The 17,305-nt window shown below is 60.2% G+C and carries 14 protein-coding genes; 9 read left to right on the forward strand and 5 right to left on the reverse strand.

From position 1 onward, the window contains the following. Positions 1 to 24 precede the first annotated feature (24 nt). Complete coding sequence (locus BLV61_RS26190) at positions 25 to 1,557, forward strand: DHA2 family efflux MFS transporter permease subunit (protein WP_090468398.1); 1,533 nt, start codon at positions 25 to 27, stop codon at positions 1,555 to 1,557. Between the two features lie 61 nt (positions 1,558 to 1,618). Here the strand turns inward: BLV61_RS26190 and lpxH are convergent, their stop codons facing one another. Together lpxH and BLV61_RS26200 are read right to left on the reverse strand one after the other, a co-directional pair. After that, a complete protein-coding gene (gene lpxH, locus BLV61_RS26195) occupies positions 1,619 to 2,371 on the reverse strand; it encodes a UDP-2,3-diacylglucosamine diphosphatase (protein WP_047527620.1) in 753 nt (250 codons plus the stop codon). Continuing rightward, positions 2,368 to 2,871 (reverse strand): peptidylprolyl isomerase, encoded by a 504-nt coding sequence (locus BLV61_RS26200; RefSeq protein WP_090323535.1) that lies wholly within the window; start codon positions 2,869 to 2,871, stop codon positions 2,368 to 2,370. The genes lpxH and BLV61_RS26200 overlap by 4 nt, the downstream gene beginning before the upstream one ends. Before the next feature lie 251 nt (positions 2,872 to 3,122). Between BLV61_RS26200 and BLV61_RS26205 the strand changes: the two genes are divergently transcribed. Together BLV61_RS26205 and cysS are read left to right on the forward strand one after the other, a co-directional pair. Beyond that, a complete protein-coding gene (locus tag BLV61_RS26205; protein WP_090468401.1) occupies positions 3,123 to 4,823 on the forward strand; it encodes a glutamine--tRNA ligase/YqeY domain fusion protein in 1,701 nt (566 codons plus the stop codon). Positions 4,824 to 4,845: 22 nt separating this feature from the next. Continuing rightward, positions 4,846 to 6,228 (forward strand): cysteine--tRNA ligase, encoded by a 1,383-nt coding sequence (gene cysS, locus BLV61_RS26210; RefSeq protein WP_047527626.1) that lies wholly within the window; start codon positions 4,846 to 4,848, stop codon positions 6,226 to 6,228. A 61-nt stretch (positions 6,229 to 6,289) separates the two neighbouring features. Here cysS and uppP read toward each other — a convergent pair whose 3' ends face one another. Continuing rightward, positions 6,290 to 7,162, reverse strand: a complete 873-nt coding sequence (gene uppP / locus BLV61_RS26215) for an undecaprenyl-diphosphatase UppP (RefSeq protein WP_090468403.1) — start codon at positions 7,160 to 7,162, stop codon at positions 6,290 to 6,292. A gap of 174 nt (positions 7,163 to 7,336) precedes the next feature. Further along, positions 7,337 to 9,199 (reverse strand): sigma-54-dependent Fis family transcriptional regulator, encoded by a 1,863-nt coding sequence (locus BLV61_RS26220; RefSeq protein ID WP_047527631.1) that lies wholly within the window; start codon positions 9,197 to 9,199, stop codon positions 7,337 to 7,339. A 387-nt stretch (positions 9,200 to 9,586) separates the two neighbouring features. On the opposite strand from BLV61_RS26220, the gene BLV61_RS26225 reads away from it, so the two are divergent. Genes BLV61_RS26225 through BLV61_RS26250 form a run of 6 tightly spaced genes read left to right on the forward strand, consistent with a single transcriptional unit; the run spans position 9,587 to position 15,558 of the window. Next, on the forward strand, positions 9,587 to 10,681 hold the full coding sequence (locus BLV61_RS26225; RefSeq protein WP_047527632.1) for an ABC transporter ATP-binding protein: 1,095 nt from the start codon (positions 9,587 to 9,589) through the stop codon (positions 10,679 to 10,681). Further along, on the forward strand, positions 10,681 to 11,814 hold the full coding sequence (locus BLV61_RS26230) for an ABC transporter ATP-binding protein (RefSeq protein ID WP_090468405.1): 1,134 nt from the start codon (positions 10,681 to 10,683) through the stop codon (positions 11,812 to 11,814). Before BLV61_RS26225 ends, BLV61_RS26230 begins: the two co-directional genes overlap by 1 nt. Continuing rightward, the gene (locus tag BLV61_RS26235; protein ID WP_047527635.1) at positions 11,811 to 12,677 is read left to right on the forward strand and encodes a carbohydrate ABC transporter permease; all 867 of its coding nucleotides are present in this window, start codon (positions 11,811 to 11,813) and stop codon (positions 12,675 to 12,677) included. The genes BLV61_RS26230 and BLV61_RS26235 overlap by 4 nt, the downstream gene beginning before the upstream one ends. Positions 12,678 to 12,684: 7 nt before the next feature. Next, positions 12,685 to 13,485: a carbohydrate ABC transporter permease gene (locus BLV61_RS26240; RefSeq protein ID WP_047527637.1), complete on the forward strand. Its 801-nt coding sequence runs from the start codon at positions 12,685 to 12,687 to the stop codon at positions 13,483 to 13,485. Positions 13,486 to 13,495: 10 nt separating this feature from the next. Further along, positions 13,496 to 13,768: a DUF2160 domain-containing protein gene (locus BLV61_RS26245; RefSeq protein WP_047527639.1), complete on the forward strand. Its 273-nt coding sequence runs from the start codon at positions 13,496 to 13,498 to the stop codon at positions 13,766 to 13,768. A 47-nt stretch (positions 13,769 to 13,815) separates the two neighbouring features. Then, positions 13,816 to 15,558, forward strand: coding sequence for an ABC transporter substrate-binding protein (locus BLV61_RS26250; RefSeq protein ID WP_047527641.1), 1,743 nt, complete (start codon positions 13,816 to 13,818; stop codon positions 15,556 to 15,558). Between the two features lie 276 nt (positions 15,559 to 15,834). Here BLV61_RS26250 and nuoN read toward each other — a convergent pair whose 3' ends face one another. Further along, positions 15,835 to 17,298, reverse strand: coding sequence for an NADH-quinone oxidoreductase subunit NuoN (gene nuoN / locus BLV61_RS26255; protein ID WP_047527643.1), 1,464 nt, complete (start codon positions 17,296 to 17,298; stop codon positions 15,835 to 15,837). Positions 17,299 to 17,305: the final 7 nt, after the last annotated feature.

Raw genomic sequence — 17,305 nt, forward strand, 5'->3', positions numbered from 1 at the left:
AAATTCAGCTCCAAAGGATTCGCGATGAGCAATAACGCGTCTTTTTCCCCGCCCAGCCTGCTGCTCAGCACCATCGGCCTGTCGCTGGCGACCTTTATGCAGGTGCTCGACACCACGATCGCCAACGTGGCGCTGCCGACGATTTCCGGCAACCTTGGGGTGAGTTCGGAGCAAGGCACCTGGGTCATCACATCGTTTGCTGTCAGCAATGCCATTGCCTTGCCGCTGACCGGCTGGCTCAGTCGGCGTTTCGGTGAGGTGAAGCTGTTTGTCTGGGCGACGTTGCTGTTCGTGCTCGCTTCGTTCCTGTGCGGGGTTTCCACCTCCATGCCGGAGCTGGTGGGCTTTCGCGTGCTGCAAGGCGTGGTGGCGGGGCCGTTGTATCCGATGACCCAGACACTGCTGATTGCGGTTTACCCTCCGGCGAAACGGGGGATGGCGCTGGCGCTGTTGGCGATGGTCACGGTGGTGGCACCGATTGCGGGGCCGATCCTCGGCGGCTGGATCACCGACAGTTATAGCTGGCCGTGGATTTTCTTCATCAACGTGCCGATCGGTTTGTTCGCCGCTTGGGTGGTCACCCAGCAGATGAAGAAGCGTCCTGTGGTCACCAGCCGCCAACCCATGGACTACGTGGGACTGATCGCGTTGATCGTCGGCGTCGGCGCATTGCAGATCGTCCTCGACAAGGGCAACGACGCCGATTGGTTCGAGTCCAGTTTCATCATTATCGGCTCGGTGATTTCCGTGGTCGCCCTGGCGTTTTTCGTGATCTGGGAAATGACTGATGAGCACCCGGTGGTGAACTTGCGGCTGTTCGCTCACCGCAACTTCCGCTTTGGCACCATCGTGTTGGTTCTGGGCTATGCCGGATTTTTCGGGATCAACCTGATCCTGCCGCAATGGTTGCAGACCCGCTTGGGCTACACCGCGACCTGGGCCGGTTTTGCCGTGGCGCCGTTGGGCATTCTGCCGGTGCTGCTGTCGCCTTTCGTCGGTAAATACGCGCCGCGATTCGACATGCGGGTGCTGGCGGGCGGGGCATTCCTGGCCATCGGTCTGAGTTGTTTCATGCGCGCCGGCTTCACCAATGAGGTGGATTTCCAGCACATCGCCCTGGTGCAGCTGTTCATGGGTATTGGCGTGGCACTGTTCTTCATGCCGACCCTGACCATCCTGCTGTCGGACCTGCCGCCCAGCCAGATTGCCGACGGCTCGGGCCTGGCGACGTTCCTGCGTACGCTGGGCGGTAGTTTCGCGGCGTCGTTGACCACCTGGATCTGGATCCGCCGCGCCGACCAGCACCATGCCTACCTGACGGAAAGCATCACTCCGTTCGACCCGGCCACCCGCGAGGCGTTGCATCAATTGGGCGGGGCAGGGGCCAAGGCTTATACGCAGCTGGATCAGATGGTGATCAGCCAGGCGTACATCATGTCCACGGTGGACTATTTCACGCTGCTGGGCTGGATGTTCATGGGGTTGATCCTGATCGTGTGGCTGGCCAAGCCCCCCTTTACCGCCAAGGCCGGGCCGGCGGCTTCCGCCGGACATTGATACAAGCACAATCCCTGTAGGAGCGAGCAGGCTCGCTCCTACAGGTTATTTGTTGTGCAAATTAGTTGGCGGGGGCAGCCAATTGCGGCGGTGGGGCGAAATCGAACGGCGCCAACGCAAACCCGTGATCATCCACTTGCAACGCCCACCCTTGACGATCCCAATCCCCCAAGACAATGCGCCGGGCGGCTTGATCGCCCAGTTGCAGCTTGTGCACGGCGGGGCGATGGGTGTGGCCGTGAATCAGGGTTTTCACCCCGTATTCCTGCATGATTCGCGGAATTTCTTCGGGGGTGACATCAACGATGTCGTTGGCCTTCATCCGCGTTTGCGCACGGCTTTCACTGCGCAGCTTGCGCGCCAGTTTATGCCGCGTGCGCAGCGGCAGATGCCGCAGGATGAACAACGTGACGGGGTTGCGTAGGTAGCGACGCAGCTTCATATAGGCTTCGTCGCGGGTGCAGAGGCTGTCGCCGTGCATCAATAGCACCGGCTCGCCTGCCAGTTGCACGACACTCGGATCCTTCAGCAAGGTGCAGCCGGCCTGTTTGCAAAAGGCCTGGCCGAGCATGAAGTCGCGATTGCCGTGCATCAGAAAAATGGCCGTGCCGCTGTCGCTGAGGTCGCGCAGGGCCTGGCAGATGGAGCGCTGGAACGGCGTCATGGCATCGTCGCCAATCCATGCCTCGAAAAAGTCGCCCAGAATGTACAGCGCACTCGCCGAGCGGGCGCGTCCGGCGAGCAAATCCAGAAACGCCCGGGTGATGTCCGGGCGCTCCTCTTCCAGATGCAAGTCTGAAATCAGCAATATCACTCAATGATCTCGGCTTTCTCGATGATCACGTCGTCTGCTGGTACGTCCTGGTGGCCGGCCTTCATGGTGGTGGAAACACCCTTGATCTTGTCGACAACGTCGGTGCCTGCAACGACTTTGCCGAACACGGCGTAGCCCCAGCCCTGAGTGGTCTTGGCGCTGTGGTTCAGGAAGCTGTTGTCAGCCACGTTGATGAAGAACTGGGCGGAAGCCGAATGCGGCTCCATGGTGCGCGCCATGGCCACGCTGTACTTCTCGTTCGGCAGACCGTTGTCGGCTTCGTTCTGGATGCTTGGGCGCTTGTCTTTCTTTTCTTTCATGCCAGGCTCGAAACCGCCGCCCTGGATCATGAAATTACCGATGACGCGGTGGAAAACAGTGTTTTCGTAGTGACCGGCTTTGACGTATTCGACGAAGTTGGCCACGGTGATCGGGGCTTTCTCGGCGTTCAGTTCCAGGACGATGTCGCCATGGTTGGTGGTCAGTTTGACTTGGGTCATGATTACTACTCATTCAGGGAATTCGTGGGTTTCGGGACATTGCGGTCCCTTCACCGGTTCAGCCGTTTTCGGCCAAGGTGCCCAGTTTAGCGTGCCAGACGCGAATTTCGAGGCTGTTTTTCATTTACGCCCCATTAAATGCGACCGTTTGCAGGCCTGCTCTGTCAGCTGCTTGACGGCATCGGCTATGATAGCGGCTTTGTTTTGTCCGGCCTTTATTACGGCCACGCACTTGTACGTTCAAGGATCCTATGAGCAAGCCCACTGTCGACCCTACCTCGAATGCCAAGACCGGCCCTGCTGTGCCGGTCAATTTCCTGCGGCCGATCATCCAGGCAGACCTGGACTCGGGCAAGCACACGCAGATCGTCACGCGTTTCCCGCCTGAGCCCAACGGCTACCTGCACATCGGTCACGCCAAGTCGATCTGCGTGAACTTCGGCCTGGCCCAGGAGTTCGGCGGCGTCACGCACCTGCGTTTCGACGACACCAACCCGGCCAAGGAAGACCAGGAATACATCGACGCAATCGAAAGCGACGTCAAATGGCTGGGCTTCGAATGGTCCGGTGAAGTGCGCTATGCCTCGCAGTATTTCGATCAGTTGCACGACTGGGCCGTCGAGCTGATCAAGGCCGGCAAGGCCTATGTCGACGACCTGACCCCTGAGCAAGCCAAGGAATACCGTGGCAGCCTGACCGAGCCAGGCCGCAACAGCCCGTTCCGCGACCGTAGCGTCGAAGAGAACCTGGACTGGTTCGCCCGCATGCGCGCCGGCGAATTCCCGGACGGTGCACGTGTGCTGCGAGCGAAGATCGACATGGCCTCGCCGAACATGAACCTGCGCGACCCGATCATGTATCGCATCCGTCATGCCCACCACCACCAGACCGGTGACAAGTGGTGCATCTACCCCAACTACGACTTCACCCACGGTCAGTCGGACGCCATCGAAGGCATCACCCACTCGATCTGCACCCTGGAGTTCGAAAGCCACCGTCCGCTGTACGAGTGGTTCCTCGAGAACCTGCCCGTGCCGGCCAACCCGCGCCAGTACGAGTTCAGCCGCCTGAACCTGAACTACACCATCACCAGCAAGCGCAAGCTCAAGCAGTTGGTCGATGAAAAGCACGTCAATGGCTGGGACGACCCGCGCATGTCCACGCTGTCGGGCTTCCGCCGTCGCGGCTACACCCCGGCATCGATCCGCAACTTCTGCGAGATGATCGGCACCAACCGCTCCGACGGTGTGGTCGATTACGGCATGCTCGAGTTCAGCATCCGTCAGGACCTCGACGCGAACGCCCCGCGTGCCATGTGCGTGCTGCGTCCGTTGAAGGTCGTGATCACCAACTACCCGGAAGACAAGGTCGACAACCTCGAACTGCCGCGTCATCCGCAGAAAGAAGAACTCGGCGTGCGCAAGCTGCCGTTCGCCCGTGAGATCTACATCGATCGTGATGATTTCATGGAAGAACCGCCAAAAGGCTACAAGCGCCTGGAGCCAAACGGCGAAGTGCGCCTGCGCGGCAGCTACGTGATCCGTGCCGACGAAGCGATCAAGGACGCCGACGGCAACATCGTCGAGCTGCGTTGCTCGTACGACCCGGACACCCTGGGCAAGAACCCCGAAGGCCGCAAGGTCAAGGGCGTGGTCCACTGGGTGCCGGCCGCTGCCAGCGTCGAGTGTGAAGTACGTCTGTACGATCGTCTGTTCCGCTCTCCGAACCCGGAGAAGGCCGAAGACAGCGCGAGTTTCCTGGACAACATCAACCCTGACTCACTGCAAGTGCTGACCGGTTGTCGTGCTGAGCCTTCGCTGGGCAATGCACAGCCGGAAGACCGTTTCCAGTTCGAGCGCGAAGGTTACTTCGTCGCCGATATCAAGGATTCGAAACCAGGTCAGCCGGTATTCAACCGTACCGTGACCCTGCGTGATTCGTGGGGCCAGTGATTTAGCGTCAAGGAAATTTAAAGTGCTGACGATCTACAACACGCTCACCAAGAGCAAAGAAGTCTTCAAGCCGCTGGATGGCAACAATGTGCGCATGTACGTCTGCGGGATGACCGTGTATGACTACTGCCACATAGGCCACGGCCGCAGCATGGTCGCGTTCGACCTAGTGACCCGCTGGTTGCGGTTCAGCGGTTACAACCTGACCTATGTGCGCAACATCACCGACATCGAAGACAAGATCATCAATCGTGCCCGCGAGAACGGCGAGCCGTATGACGCGCTGACCGAGCGCATGATCGCCGCAATGCACGAGGACGAGGCGCGCCTCAACATCCTCAAACCGGACATGGAGCCACGTGCCACGGACCACATCCCGGGCATGCTGTCGATGATCCAGACCCTGATCGACAAGGGTTACGCCTACGCCCCGGGCAATGGCGACGTGTACTACCGCGTCGCGAAGTTCATGGGTTACGGCAAGCTGTCGCGCAAGAAGGTCGAGGACCTGCGCATCGGTGCGCGGATCGAGGTCGACGAAGCGAAGGAAGATCCGCTGGACTTCGTGCTGTGGAAAGGCGTCAAGCCGGGCGAGCCGAGCTGGGAATCGCCGTGGGGCGCCGGGCGTCCGGGCTGGCACATCGAGTGCTCGGTGATGTCGACCTGCTGCCTCGGCGAGACTTTCGACATTCATGGCGGCGGCAGTGACCTCGAGTTCCCGCACCATGAAAACGAAATCGCCCAGAGCGAAGCGGCCACCGGCAAGACCTACGCCAACGCGTGGATGCATTGCGGCATGATCCGCATCAATGGCGAGAAGATGTCCAAGTCCTTGAACAACTTCTTCACCATTCGCGACGTGCTTGCCAAGTACCACCCGGAAGTCGTGCGTTACCTGCTGGTGTCGAGCCACTACCGCAGCGCGATCAACTACTCGGAAGACAACCTCAAGGACGCCAAGGGCGCCCTCGAGCGTTTCTACCACGCGTTGAAAGGCCTGCCGAGCGTGGCTCCGGCTGGCGGCGAAGCGTTCGTCGAGCGCTTCACCACGGTGATGAACGACGACTTCGGCACGCCTGAAGCCTGTGCGGTGTTGTTCGAGATGGTGCGCGAGATCAACCGCCTGCGCGAGACCGATCTCGATGCGGCGGCCGGTCTGGCGGCGCGCCTGAAAGAACTGGCCAGCGTGCTGGGTGTGTTGCAGCTTGAGGCCGACGACTTCCTGCAGGCCGGTGCCGAAGGGCGCGTGGATGCCGCTGAAGTGGAGGCGCTGATTGCTGCGCGTCTGGCGGCACGTGCCGGGAAAGACTGGGCCGAGTCCGACCGCATCCGCGACCAGCTCACCGCCATGGGCGTGGTGCTGGAAGACGGCAAGGGTGGGACGACCTGGCGTCTGGCTGACTGATTGCTTGATCCGTAAAAAACAAAACCCGCCTTGTGCGGGTTTTGTTTTTTTGTGGCGGGCGTTAGCTCAGGAGTCCGGTGCTGACCGCGACAATCAGGAAGATCCCGAGCACCGCGCGGTAGATGACAAACGGCCAGGTGGAGAACTTCTCCAGAAAGCGCATCAGGCCCCAGATGGCGAAAAACGCCGAGATGCTGGCGATCACCAGGCCAAAAAACAGGTGCGCCCAGGCTTGCGCGGGAAGATCAGCATGGAACAACACCCACAGCTCCTTCAAGCCGGCCAGGGCGATCGCGGGGAGCCCCAGCAGGAAGGAGAACCGCGCTGCCTCTTCACGTTTGAAATTGAGGAACAGCGCCGCCGTCAGCGTTGACCCCGAGCGCGACACGCCGGGAATCAGCGCGCCGATCTGGGCAATGCCAACGATCAGTGCATCACGCAGGCGCATTTCGCCAACGGTGCGGCGATGCCGGCAACTGAGTTCGGCGGCCGCGAGCAAAACCGCCATGACCACGCAGGAAATCCCGATCACCATCAGCCCCCGCAACGGCGAGTTGCAGGCATTGAGCGTCGAGGACAAGGCCACGCCGGCAATACCGATGGGAATGGTCGCCAGCACGATGGCCACCGCGAGGATGAACCACTGGTTGTTGTAATCGCGTTGGCGTACCGCGCCGACACTGCCGCTGACAACTTGTCTGACGTCACGCCAGAAATAACTGACCACCGCCGCCAGTGCGGCCAACTGCATGGCCGCGGAAAACGCCGAGCCGGGATCGGGCCAGCCGAGCAGGGCGGGCACGATGCGCATGTGCGCGGTGGAGGACACGGGCAACAATTCGGTGATGCCCTGAACGATGCCCAAGAAGCCGATTTGCAGGTAATCCAGCGAGGCAAAGCCGATATCAAGGCCGGTAGAACAGATGTTGGTCAAAGCACTTATCCTGTGAGGATCAGGAGGAGGAGGGTCTGGATAAAAAGGAGTCAGGCGAAAAGCTGAAACATTTCGTCACAATTTGGTCGCTGCGGTCAATGGGGGCAGTGAGTGGTTTTTGCGGTGACTGGGTTGGCGCCTTCGCGAGCCTGCTCGCGATTGACTGCGCAGCAGTCAGCTTTCCAGGTGGCGCAAGCGCTTATAGAGCGTATTGCGACTAACCCCCAACCGTCGCGCCAGATGCGAAATATTCCCTCCGGCAGCCTTCAGTTCCCGGTTCAACGCCTGGGCGTCATTCAGATCAACCCCCAACGGCTCCGGCGCCTCCACCGGCTCCATCTCCAGGTCGACGAAGAAATCATCCGGCAAATGCTCCGGCCGCACCGGTTGTTCCTCGGCCATGGCCAGCGCCACCTGCATCACGCTGCTGACCTGGCGCAGGTTGCCGGGCCACGGATGACGGCTAAACAGCTCCAGAACTTCGTCGCTAAGTCCCGCCCATTGGGTGGGCTCCCGATGCTGCTCCCACAAACGCTTGAACAGTGCCTGCTTGTCGCTGCGCTCGCGCAGCGGCGGCAACTCCAGGGTCAGGCCGCCGATGCGGTAGTACAAATCTTCGCGGAAACGCCCCAATTGCACCTGCTCGCGCAAGGAGCGGTTGGTCGCGGAGATGATGCGGATGTCCACCGCAAACAACTCACTGCTGCCCACCGGTTGCACGCAGCGCTCCTGCAACACCCGTAGCAAGCGTGCCTGGGTCGGCAGCGGCATATCGCCGATTTCGTCGAGGAACAACGTGCCTTTGTCGGCCTTGCGGATCAGGCCGATGCTGCCTTTCTGGTTCGCTCCGGTAAACGCGCCTTTCTCGTAACCAAACAGCTCAGACTCCACCAGTTCGGCAGGGATCGCTGCACAGTTGACGGCAATGAACGCTTGTTTATGGCGGGAGCTGGCTTGATGCAGGGCCTTGACGAAGACTTCCTTGCCGACCCCGGTTTCACCGTGAATCAACAGCGGAATGTCTTTCTCCAGCAAGCGTTCGGCCTGGCGCACGGCCTTTTCCACGCGACTGTCGCCAAAGTGCAGGGTCTTCAGGCTGATGGTGGCGGGTTTAGCGTCCGCCACGGCGCTCTTGGGGTCAGCACTTTTGCTTTCAGAAAACAGCCGCGGCTGAATCGGTGCCTGCTTCGGCCGTTTCAACAGGCACTGGAAGCGGTTGCGTCCGCGAGTCTGCAGGGCGAAGGGCAGGCCTTCTGGCTGATTCAGCAGTTCCAGCAGCGAGACGTTGAACAGGCTCTCCACACTGACTCGCGACAGGCGGATGCCCAGCAAGTTGTCAGCGCGGCGGTTGGCGGACAGCACCTGGCCACTTTCATCGAAAATCAGCAAGCCGGCCCACTGGCTGTCGAGGTTGTTCAGGCCCGTGTTAAAGGTCAACTGGAAATGCTGGCCGTGAAACAGGTTGAGGATCAGCCGGTTTTCCACGGTCTGGCTCATCATCTTGACCATGCCCAGGGTGTGGGACGGCGGCAGGTAGCTGTCGCTGGAGACATCCAGCACGGCAATCACTTTGCGCTCGGCATCGAAAATCGGCGCGGCGGAACCGGTCATGAAGCGGTTGGCCTTGAGAAAGTGTTCATCGTGTTCGATGTGCACCGCTTGTTCGCAGGCCAAAGCGGTGCCGATGGCGTTGGTCCCGCTGCAGTGCTCCAGCCAACTGGCGCCGGCACTGAAACCGCGGGTCAGACTCGGCTCGATGAAGCGCTGGGTGCCCCATGACGTCAGCACCTGGCCTTGATTGTCGGCGAGCATGATCAGGCAATTGGAGTTGCTGAGGATGTTCTCGTAATACGGCAGGACTTCCTGGTGGGTGGTCTGCACCAGCGAGTGCTGGCTCTCGAGCAACTGCGCGATGCCTTCGGCGGGCAACTGATCGAACGCCGGAGCGCTTTGATGATTGAGACCGAACGCGCGGCAGCGGGACCAGGAGTCCTGGATGATGGCGTCGTGGGACAGCGGCAGGGCAGGTAGGGCCATTACAGGTCAGCCTCTGATTTACGCTTTTATTGTTGTTATAGGTTTTCCTTGTGGGAGCGAGCCTGCTCGCGAAAAGGGCTTATCAGGCGACATGAATGTTGCCTGATCCAACGCCATCGCGAGCAGGCTCGCTCCCACAGGTTTTGCGTCTGTTTCATGTCCCGGGAAAGGCAAAAAGCACCCATAGAGTGTTGTTCACTAATGTTCATTGTCAATCGGGGAACTGTTCAATTGTTCACTTTCGATTGTTCATTTGTGTTCAGCAACGAACGTGACTCAGTAGTCACGTTTAAGGATTTCAAGCCAAATCAACGGCTTGTGATTTTTGGCACAAATGTCGCTATGTAGCTCCGGTCGCTTGACTCCAAAAATAAAAAAGGCCGAGCCATGTCATTAACCCTGGAGCATGTCAGCCGTACCGTCGAGGGCCAGACCTGGATCGACGATGCGTGCCTGAGTTTCGAACCCGGTTCCTTCAACGTTTTGCTGGGTCGCACGCTGTCCGGCAAAACCAGTCTCATGCGCTTGATGGCCGGGCTGGACAAGCCTGACACCGGGCGCATCCTGATGAATGGCGTGGATGTCACCCAACGCCCGGTGCGCCTGCGCAATGTGTCGATGGTGTATCAGCAGTTCATCAACTACCCGACCATGACGGTGTTCGAGAACATCGCTTCGCCGTTGCGTCAGGCCCGCGTGTCCAATGAGCAGATCCAGAGCAAGGTGCTGGAAACCGCCAGAATGCTGCGTATCGAGAAGTTTCTGCAGCGTTATCCGCTGGAGCTCTCCGGGGGCCAGCAACAGCGGACGGCCATGGCCCGGGCGCTGGTCAAGGACGCCGAACTGATTCTGTTCGATGAGCCGCTGGTCAACCTCGACTACAAACTGCGCGAGGAACTGCGCCAGGAAATGCGCGAGCTGTTCAAGGCCCGCCACACCATCGCGATCTACGCCACCACCGAACCCAACGAAGCGCTGGCCCTCGGCGGCACTACGACCATTCTTCATGAGGGTCGGGTGATCCAGAGCGGCAAATCTTCCGCGGTCTATCACCAGCCGCAGACCGTGCTGGCGGCCGAGCTGTTTTCCGAACCGCCGATCAACCTGATGCCGGGGCGCATCGCCGGTAATGAAGTGAGTTTCGCCAATTTCGTGCATTTCCCGCTGAACGTCGATTTGCGGCCGGTGGGCGAGGGCGAGTTTCGCTTCGGCGTGCGGCCCAGCCATATCTCGCTGGTGCCGAGCAACGACGACGACCTGGAATTGGCAGTGACCGTCGAAGTCGCGGAAATCAGCGGCTCGGAAACCTTCCTGCACGTGCGCAACGAGCATTTCCTGCTGGTGCTGCACTTGCCCGGTGTCCACGAATACGACGTCGATGCGCCGATCCGCATCTACATCCCGACCCATAAACTGTTTGTGTTCGATACGCAGGGGCGGCTGGTCCAGGCGCCGGGCCGGCGTGTCGCGAGGGTTGCCTGATGGCCGAAATCCGTTTGCAGAACCTCGCCCACAGCTACACCAAAACCCCGGGCGGACCCGAGGATTACGCGATCCGCGAGATGGACCACATCTGGGAGCAGGGCGGTGCCTATGCCTTGCTCGGCCCGTCGGGGTGCGGCAAGTCGACCTTGCTCAACATCATTTCCGGGTTGCTCAGCCCGTCCCAGGGCCATGTGTTGTTCGATGGCAAAGCGGTCAATGACCTGACCCCGGAGAAGCGCAACATCGCTCAGGTTTTCCAGTTTCCGGTGGTCTACGACACCATGACGGTGTTCGACAACCTGGCTTTCCCGCTGCGCAATCAGGGCATGGCCGAGGCGAAGATTCACACCAAAGTGCAGGAAATCGCTGAAGTCCTCGACCTGCAGAACCTGCTGAGCAAAAAAGCACGCAACCTCACCGCCGACGAAAAGCAGAAAGTCTCCATGGGCCGTGGGCTGGTGCGTGATGACGTGTCGGCGATTCTCTTCGATGAACCGCTGACCGTGATCGACCCGCACCTGAAGTGGAAGCTGCGGCGCAAGCTCAAGCAGATCCACGAGCAGTTCAACATCACCATGGTCTATGTCACCCACGATCAACTGGAAGCCTCGACCTTTGCCGACAAGATCGCGGTGATGTACGGCGGGCAGATCGTGCAGTTCGGCACGCCACGGGAATTGTTCGAGCGCCCGAGCCACACCTTTGTCGGTTACTTCATCGGCAGCCCGGGGATGAACCTGATCGAGGTGCAGCCGCAACCGGGCGGCGTCGGTTTCGCTTCGACCCATTTGCCCTTGTCCGCCGCCATGCAGCGACGCATCGCCGAGACCGAATGGAAAACCCTGAAAGTCGGAATCCGACCCGAGTTCGTCCATGTGTGGGAAGAGCCATTCGATGACGCGATGCGGGCTCATGTCGTACACGTCGAAGACCTCGGCACCTACAAGATCATGACCCTGAACCTCGATGGCGCGCCGCTGAAAGTACGCCTGGCCGAAGACAAACCGGTGCCTGAAGGCACGGCGTACATCAGTTTTCCGGGGCAGTGGCTGATGGTCTACGCCGACGAATTCCTGCTGGAGCCCCATGCCGTCAACGAAGCAATGGCCAATGAAGAGGCGCAGCCATGAACAAGGTGCAGAACAACAAGGCCTGGTGGCTGGTGCTCCCGGTGTTCCTGCTGGTGGCGTTCAGTGCGGTGATCCCGATGATGACCGTGGTCAACTACTCGGTGCAGGACATATTCGACCAGTCCAGCCGCTACTTCGTCGGTGCCGACTGGTACAGGCAAGTGCTGCTCGATCCGCGCCTGCATGACTCGCTGCTGCGCCAGTTCATCTACTCGGCCTGTGTGTTGCTGATTGAAATTCCCCTGGGCATTGCCATCGCCCTGACCATGCCGACCAAGGGCCGCTGGTCGTCGCTGGTGCTGATTATTCTGGCGATCCCGTTGCTGATTCCGTGGAACGTGGTGGGCACCATCTGGCAGATCTTCGGCCGCGCGGACATCGGTCTGCTGGGTTCGAGCCTTAATGCCATGGGCATCAGCTACAACTATGCGGCGAACACCATGGACGCCTGGGTCACCGTGTTGGTGATGGACGTCTGGCACTGGACGTCGCTGGTGGCGCTGTTGTGTTTCTCCGGTCTGCGGGCGATTCCGGACGTGTATTACCAGGCGGCGCGGATCGATCGGGCTTCGGCCTGGGCGGTGTTCCGACACATTCAGTTGCCCAAGCTCAAGAGCGTGCTGCTGATCGCGGTGATGCTGCGTTTCATGGACAGTTTCATGATCTACACCGAACCGTTCGTGCTCACGGGCGGCGGGCCGGGTAATGCCACGACCTTCCTCAGTCAGACATTGACCCAGATGGCCGTAGGGCAATTCGACCTGGGCCCTGCCGCGGCGTTTTCGCTGGTGTATTTCCTGATCATCCTGTTGGTGTCGTGGCTGTTTTATACCGCCATGACGCACTCTGACGCCAACCGCTGAGGCCGCCATGAGCAAGAGAAAGCTGATTCCGTTGCTGCTCTACATCCTGTTCCTGCTGGTGCCGATCTACTGGTTGCTGAACATGTCCTTCAAGAGCAACACCGAAATCCTCGGCGGCCTGACGCTGTTTCCCGCGGATTTCACCCTGCATAACTACAAAGTGATCTTCACCGATCCGAGCTGGTACACCGGTTACCTCAACTCGCTGTACTACGTGAGCCTGAACACGGTGATCTCCCTGAGCGTGGCGCTGCCGGCGGCCTATGCGTTCTCGCGTTACCGTTTCCTCGGTGACAAGCACCTGTTCTTCTGGCTGCTGACCAACCGGATGGCACCACCGGCGGTGTTCCTGTTGCCGTTCTTCCAGCTGTATTCGTCGATCGGGCTGTTCGACACCCACATCGCCGTGGCCCTGGCGCACTGCCTGTTCAACGTGCCACTGGCGGTGTGGATTCTCGAGGGGTTCATGTCCGGAGTGCCCAAGGAAATCGACGAAACCGCCTACATCGATGGCTACAGTTTCCCCAAGTTCTTCGTGAAGATTTTCATCCCGCTGATCGGCTCCGGCATCGGTGTCACGGCGTTTTTCTGCTTCATGTTTTCCTGGGTCGAACTGCTGCTGGCGCGCACCCTGACGTCGGTGAACGCCAAACCGATCGCGGCGGTGATGACCCGCACGGTCTCGGCGTCAGGCATCGACTGGGGCGTGCTGGCGGCGGCGGGGGTGTTGACCATTTTGCCGGGCATGCTGGTGATCTGGTTTGTTCGCAACCACGTGGCCAAGGGCTTTGCCCTGGGCCGGGTATGAGGAACTGATGATGGAATGGATGAGTTGGACGATTCCCACCGCAGCGTTCTTCGTCGTCATTGGCCTGATTCTGGTGGGCATGACGACCTGGGAATTGCGTTCGCCGAGCATTCTTCGGCGTGGTTTTCTGCCGATTGCCACCACCCGTGGCGACCGGCTGTTTATCGGTCTTCTCGGTAGCGCCTACCTGCATCTGCTGGTCATCGGCGTAACCGACTGGAGCATCTGGGTCGCCTTCGCGTCGTCCCTGGTGTGGCTGTTGGCTGTGATGCGGTGGGGCTAGTCGAATCGCTCGGCAATGTTGCTCCGAAACTTAAACAGGAGGTCTCTATGTTCGACAAAAACAATAAGCTGCGACATAGCATTTCATTGGCAGCCATGCTGGCACTCAGCGGTTTGAGCGCCGCGGCCTGGGCCGATGCCTATGAAGACGCTGCGAAGAAATGGATTGGCAGCGAGTTCAAACCGTCCACCCTGACGGCTGATCAGCAGCTCGAGGAATTGAAGTGGTTTATCAAGGCCGCCGAACCGTTTCGCGGGATGGACATCAAGGTCGTCTCCGAAACCCTGACCACCCACGAATATGAATCCAAGGTGCTGGCCAAGGCCTTCACCGAGATCACCGGGATCAAGGTGACCCACGACCTGCTGCAAGAAGGCGATGTGGTGGAAAAACTGCAGACCGTGATGCAGTCGGACAAAAGCATTTATGACGGCTGGGTGAACGACTCGGACCTGATCGGTACGCACTTCCGTTACGGCAAGACTGAAGCCATCACCGACCTGATGGCCAATGAAGGCAAGAACTTCACTTCGCCGACTCTGGACCTCAAGGACTTCATTGGTACTTCTTTCACAACGGCTCCGGACGGCAAGCTCTATCAACTGCCCGATCAGCAGTTTGCCAACCTGTACTGGTTCCGCGCCGACTGGTTCGAGCGCCCGGACCTCAAGGCCAAGTTCAAGGAGAAATACGGCTACGAGCTGGGCGTACCGGTGAACTGGTCGGCCTATGAAGACATCGCCAAGTTCTTCAGCGAAGACGTCAAGGAGATCGACGGCAAGCGTGTCTACGGGCACATGGACTACGGCAAGAAAGACCCGTCCCTGGGCTGGCGTTTCACCGATGCCTGGTTCTCCATGGCCGGTGGCGGCGACAAGGGCTTGCCCAACGGTTTACCGGTGGACGAGTGGGGCATTCGCGTCGAGGATTGCCATCCGGTGGGCTCCAGCGTGACCCGCGGTGGCGACACCAACGGCCCGGCGGCGGTCTTCGCCACCCAGAAATACGTCGACTGGATGAAGGCCTACGCTCCACCGGAAGCGGCGGGCATGACCTTCTCCGAATCCGGCCCCGTGCCTTCCCAGGGCAACATCGCCCAGCAGATCTTCTGGTACACCGCGTTCACGGCCGACATGACCAAGCCGGGTCTGCCGGTGGTGAATGCCGACGGCACGCCGAAATGGCGCATGGCACCGTCGCCGCGCGGCCCGTACTGGGAGGAGGGCATGAAGCTGGGGTATCAGGACGTGGGTTCCTGGACGTTCATGAAGTCCACGCCGGAGAAGCAAAAACTCGCCGCCTGGCTCTATGCGCAGTTCGTGACGTCGAAAACCGTGTCACTGAAGAAAACCATCGTCGGCCTGACGCCAATCCGCGAGTCGGACATCAACTCGCAAGCCATGACCGACCTGGCGCCGAAGCTCGGTGGCCTGGTCGAGTTCTACCGCAGCCCGGCCCGCGTGCAATGGACGCCGACCGGGACCAACGTGCCTGATTATCCTCGCCTCGCGCAGTTGTGGTGGAGCCACATCGCCGAAGCGGCCAGCGGCGAGAAAACTCCGCAGCAGGCACTGGACGGTCTGGCCAAGGATCAGGACGCGATCATGTCCCGCCTGGAACGTTCGAAAGCGCAAACCACCTGCGCGCCGAAGATGAACCCGGAACGCGACGCGCAATACTGGTTCGACCAACCGGGCGCACCGAAACCGAAACTGGCCAACGAGAAGCCTAAAGGGGAGACCGTGAGCTACAACGAACTGCTGAAATCGTGGGCGGATGCGCGTAAATAAAAGCTGAACTGCGAAAGGCGAACGGCACCGGAAGGTGCCGTTTTTGTTTGTGCCTGTGCCACCGCTTTCGTCGGTATGCCGGCTCCTGCAGATGCGGCGTCGGACGCAGTCCCGGCATTGACTCACGATCACTTACAGGCGCTGGCTTGCCAGCGATGGCGTCGTGTCGGTCAGCACGGAATGGTGAGGACAGCGCTGCCGGCCCAGCAACGGCCAGAATGCAAAAACGGCACCCTTAGGTGCCGTTTCTGTTTGCTACTGATAACGCTTAAGCGATCAACCCGCCAGGCCCGATTGCTGAACCAGGCTCAGCAGCGGTTGTGGGTACAGGCCGAGGAAGAATGCCAGTACCGCGATGGCCAGCAGCATCACGCCGCCTGCTTTCTGTTCCCAGTGCAGTTGTGCATCGTGGCGACGCAGGTTCGGTTCGATCAGGTACAGGGTGACCATCACACGCAGGTAGTAGAACACGCCGATGGCGCTGCCCAGTACCAGCGAGCCGACCAGCCACCACTGATGGGATTCGACACCGGTGGCGATGATGTAGAACTTGCCGATGAAGCCCGCGGTCAGCGGGATACCAGCCAGGGACAACATCATCACGGTCAGTACGGCAGTCAGGTACGGACGGCGCCAGAACAGGCCGCGGTATTCGTACAGGGCGTCCGCGTCACGGCCTTTGTACGGCGAGGACATCAGGGTGATCACGCCGAAGGCGCCGAGGCTGGTGATCACGTAGGTGACCAGGTACACGCCGATAGCTTCCACGGCCATGCCTTTGCTCGCCACCAGGGCGATCAGCAGGTAACCGAAGTGGGCGATGGACGAGTAACCCAGCAGACGCTTGAGGTTGCTCTGGGTCAGGGCCAGCAGGTTACCGAACAGGATCGACGCGATGGCGATGATGGTCAGTACGTTGCTCAGCACACCGCTGCTTGCCGCTGGCGAGATCTGGAACAGACGCACCATCACGGCGAACACGGCGACCTTGGAAGCGGTTGCCAGGAACGCCGCGACCGGCGCTGGAGCACCTTCGTAAACGTCCGGGGTCCACAGGTGGAACGGTACCAGCGACAGCTTGAACGCCAGGCCGATCAGCATCATGCCCAGGCCCAGTTGCGCCAGCGAACTTGGCAGACCGGTAGCCGCCAGCGCCTGACCGATACCGACGAAGCTCAGGGAGCCGGAGTCAGCGTAGAGCAGGGCCATACCGAACAACAGGAACGCGGAACCGGCTGCCGACAGCACCATGTACTTGATGCCGGCTTCCAGCGAACGCTTGTTGAAGAAGGCGTAGGCCACCAGACCGTAGACCGGTACCGACAGCAGCTCCAGACCGATGAACAACCCGGCCAGGTGCTGCGCGCTGACCAGAACCAGGCCACCGGCGGCGGCCATCAGGATCAGCAGGTACAGTTCTTCACGGTTGCCCGGGTAACCCGAACCGCCCTCGCCGAGGTAGGCGTGGGCGAGGGTGACGCAGGCGAGGGTGGCGACCAGGATCAGCGCCATGTACAGGCAGGCAAAGGTGTCGATTTGCAGCAATGGCGTCACGGCCAGGGGCGCGACTTTCAGGGCTGGCAGGATCGACAGCAGCGCCAGGTTCAGACCCGCCACGGAAATCAGGAAGGTCTGCGAGTGGTTGCGGCGCCAGGCGATCGCCAGCATCGCCACGATGATCGTGGCGCTGGTGATCAACAACGGCGCAAGCGCGATAAAGTGTTGAGTCGTGAATTCCATAGCGCTC

It is taken from the genome of Pseudomonas mohnii (assembly GCF_900105115.1).
Taxonomy (GTDB): Bacteria; Pseudomonadota; Gammaproteobacteria; order Pseudomonadales; family Pseudomonadaceae; genus Aquipseudomonas; species Aquipseudomonas mohnii.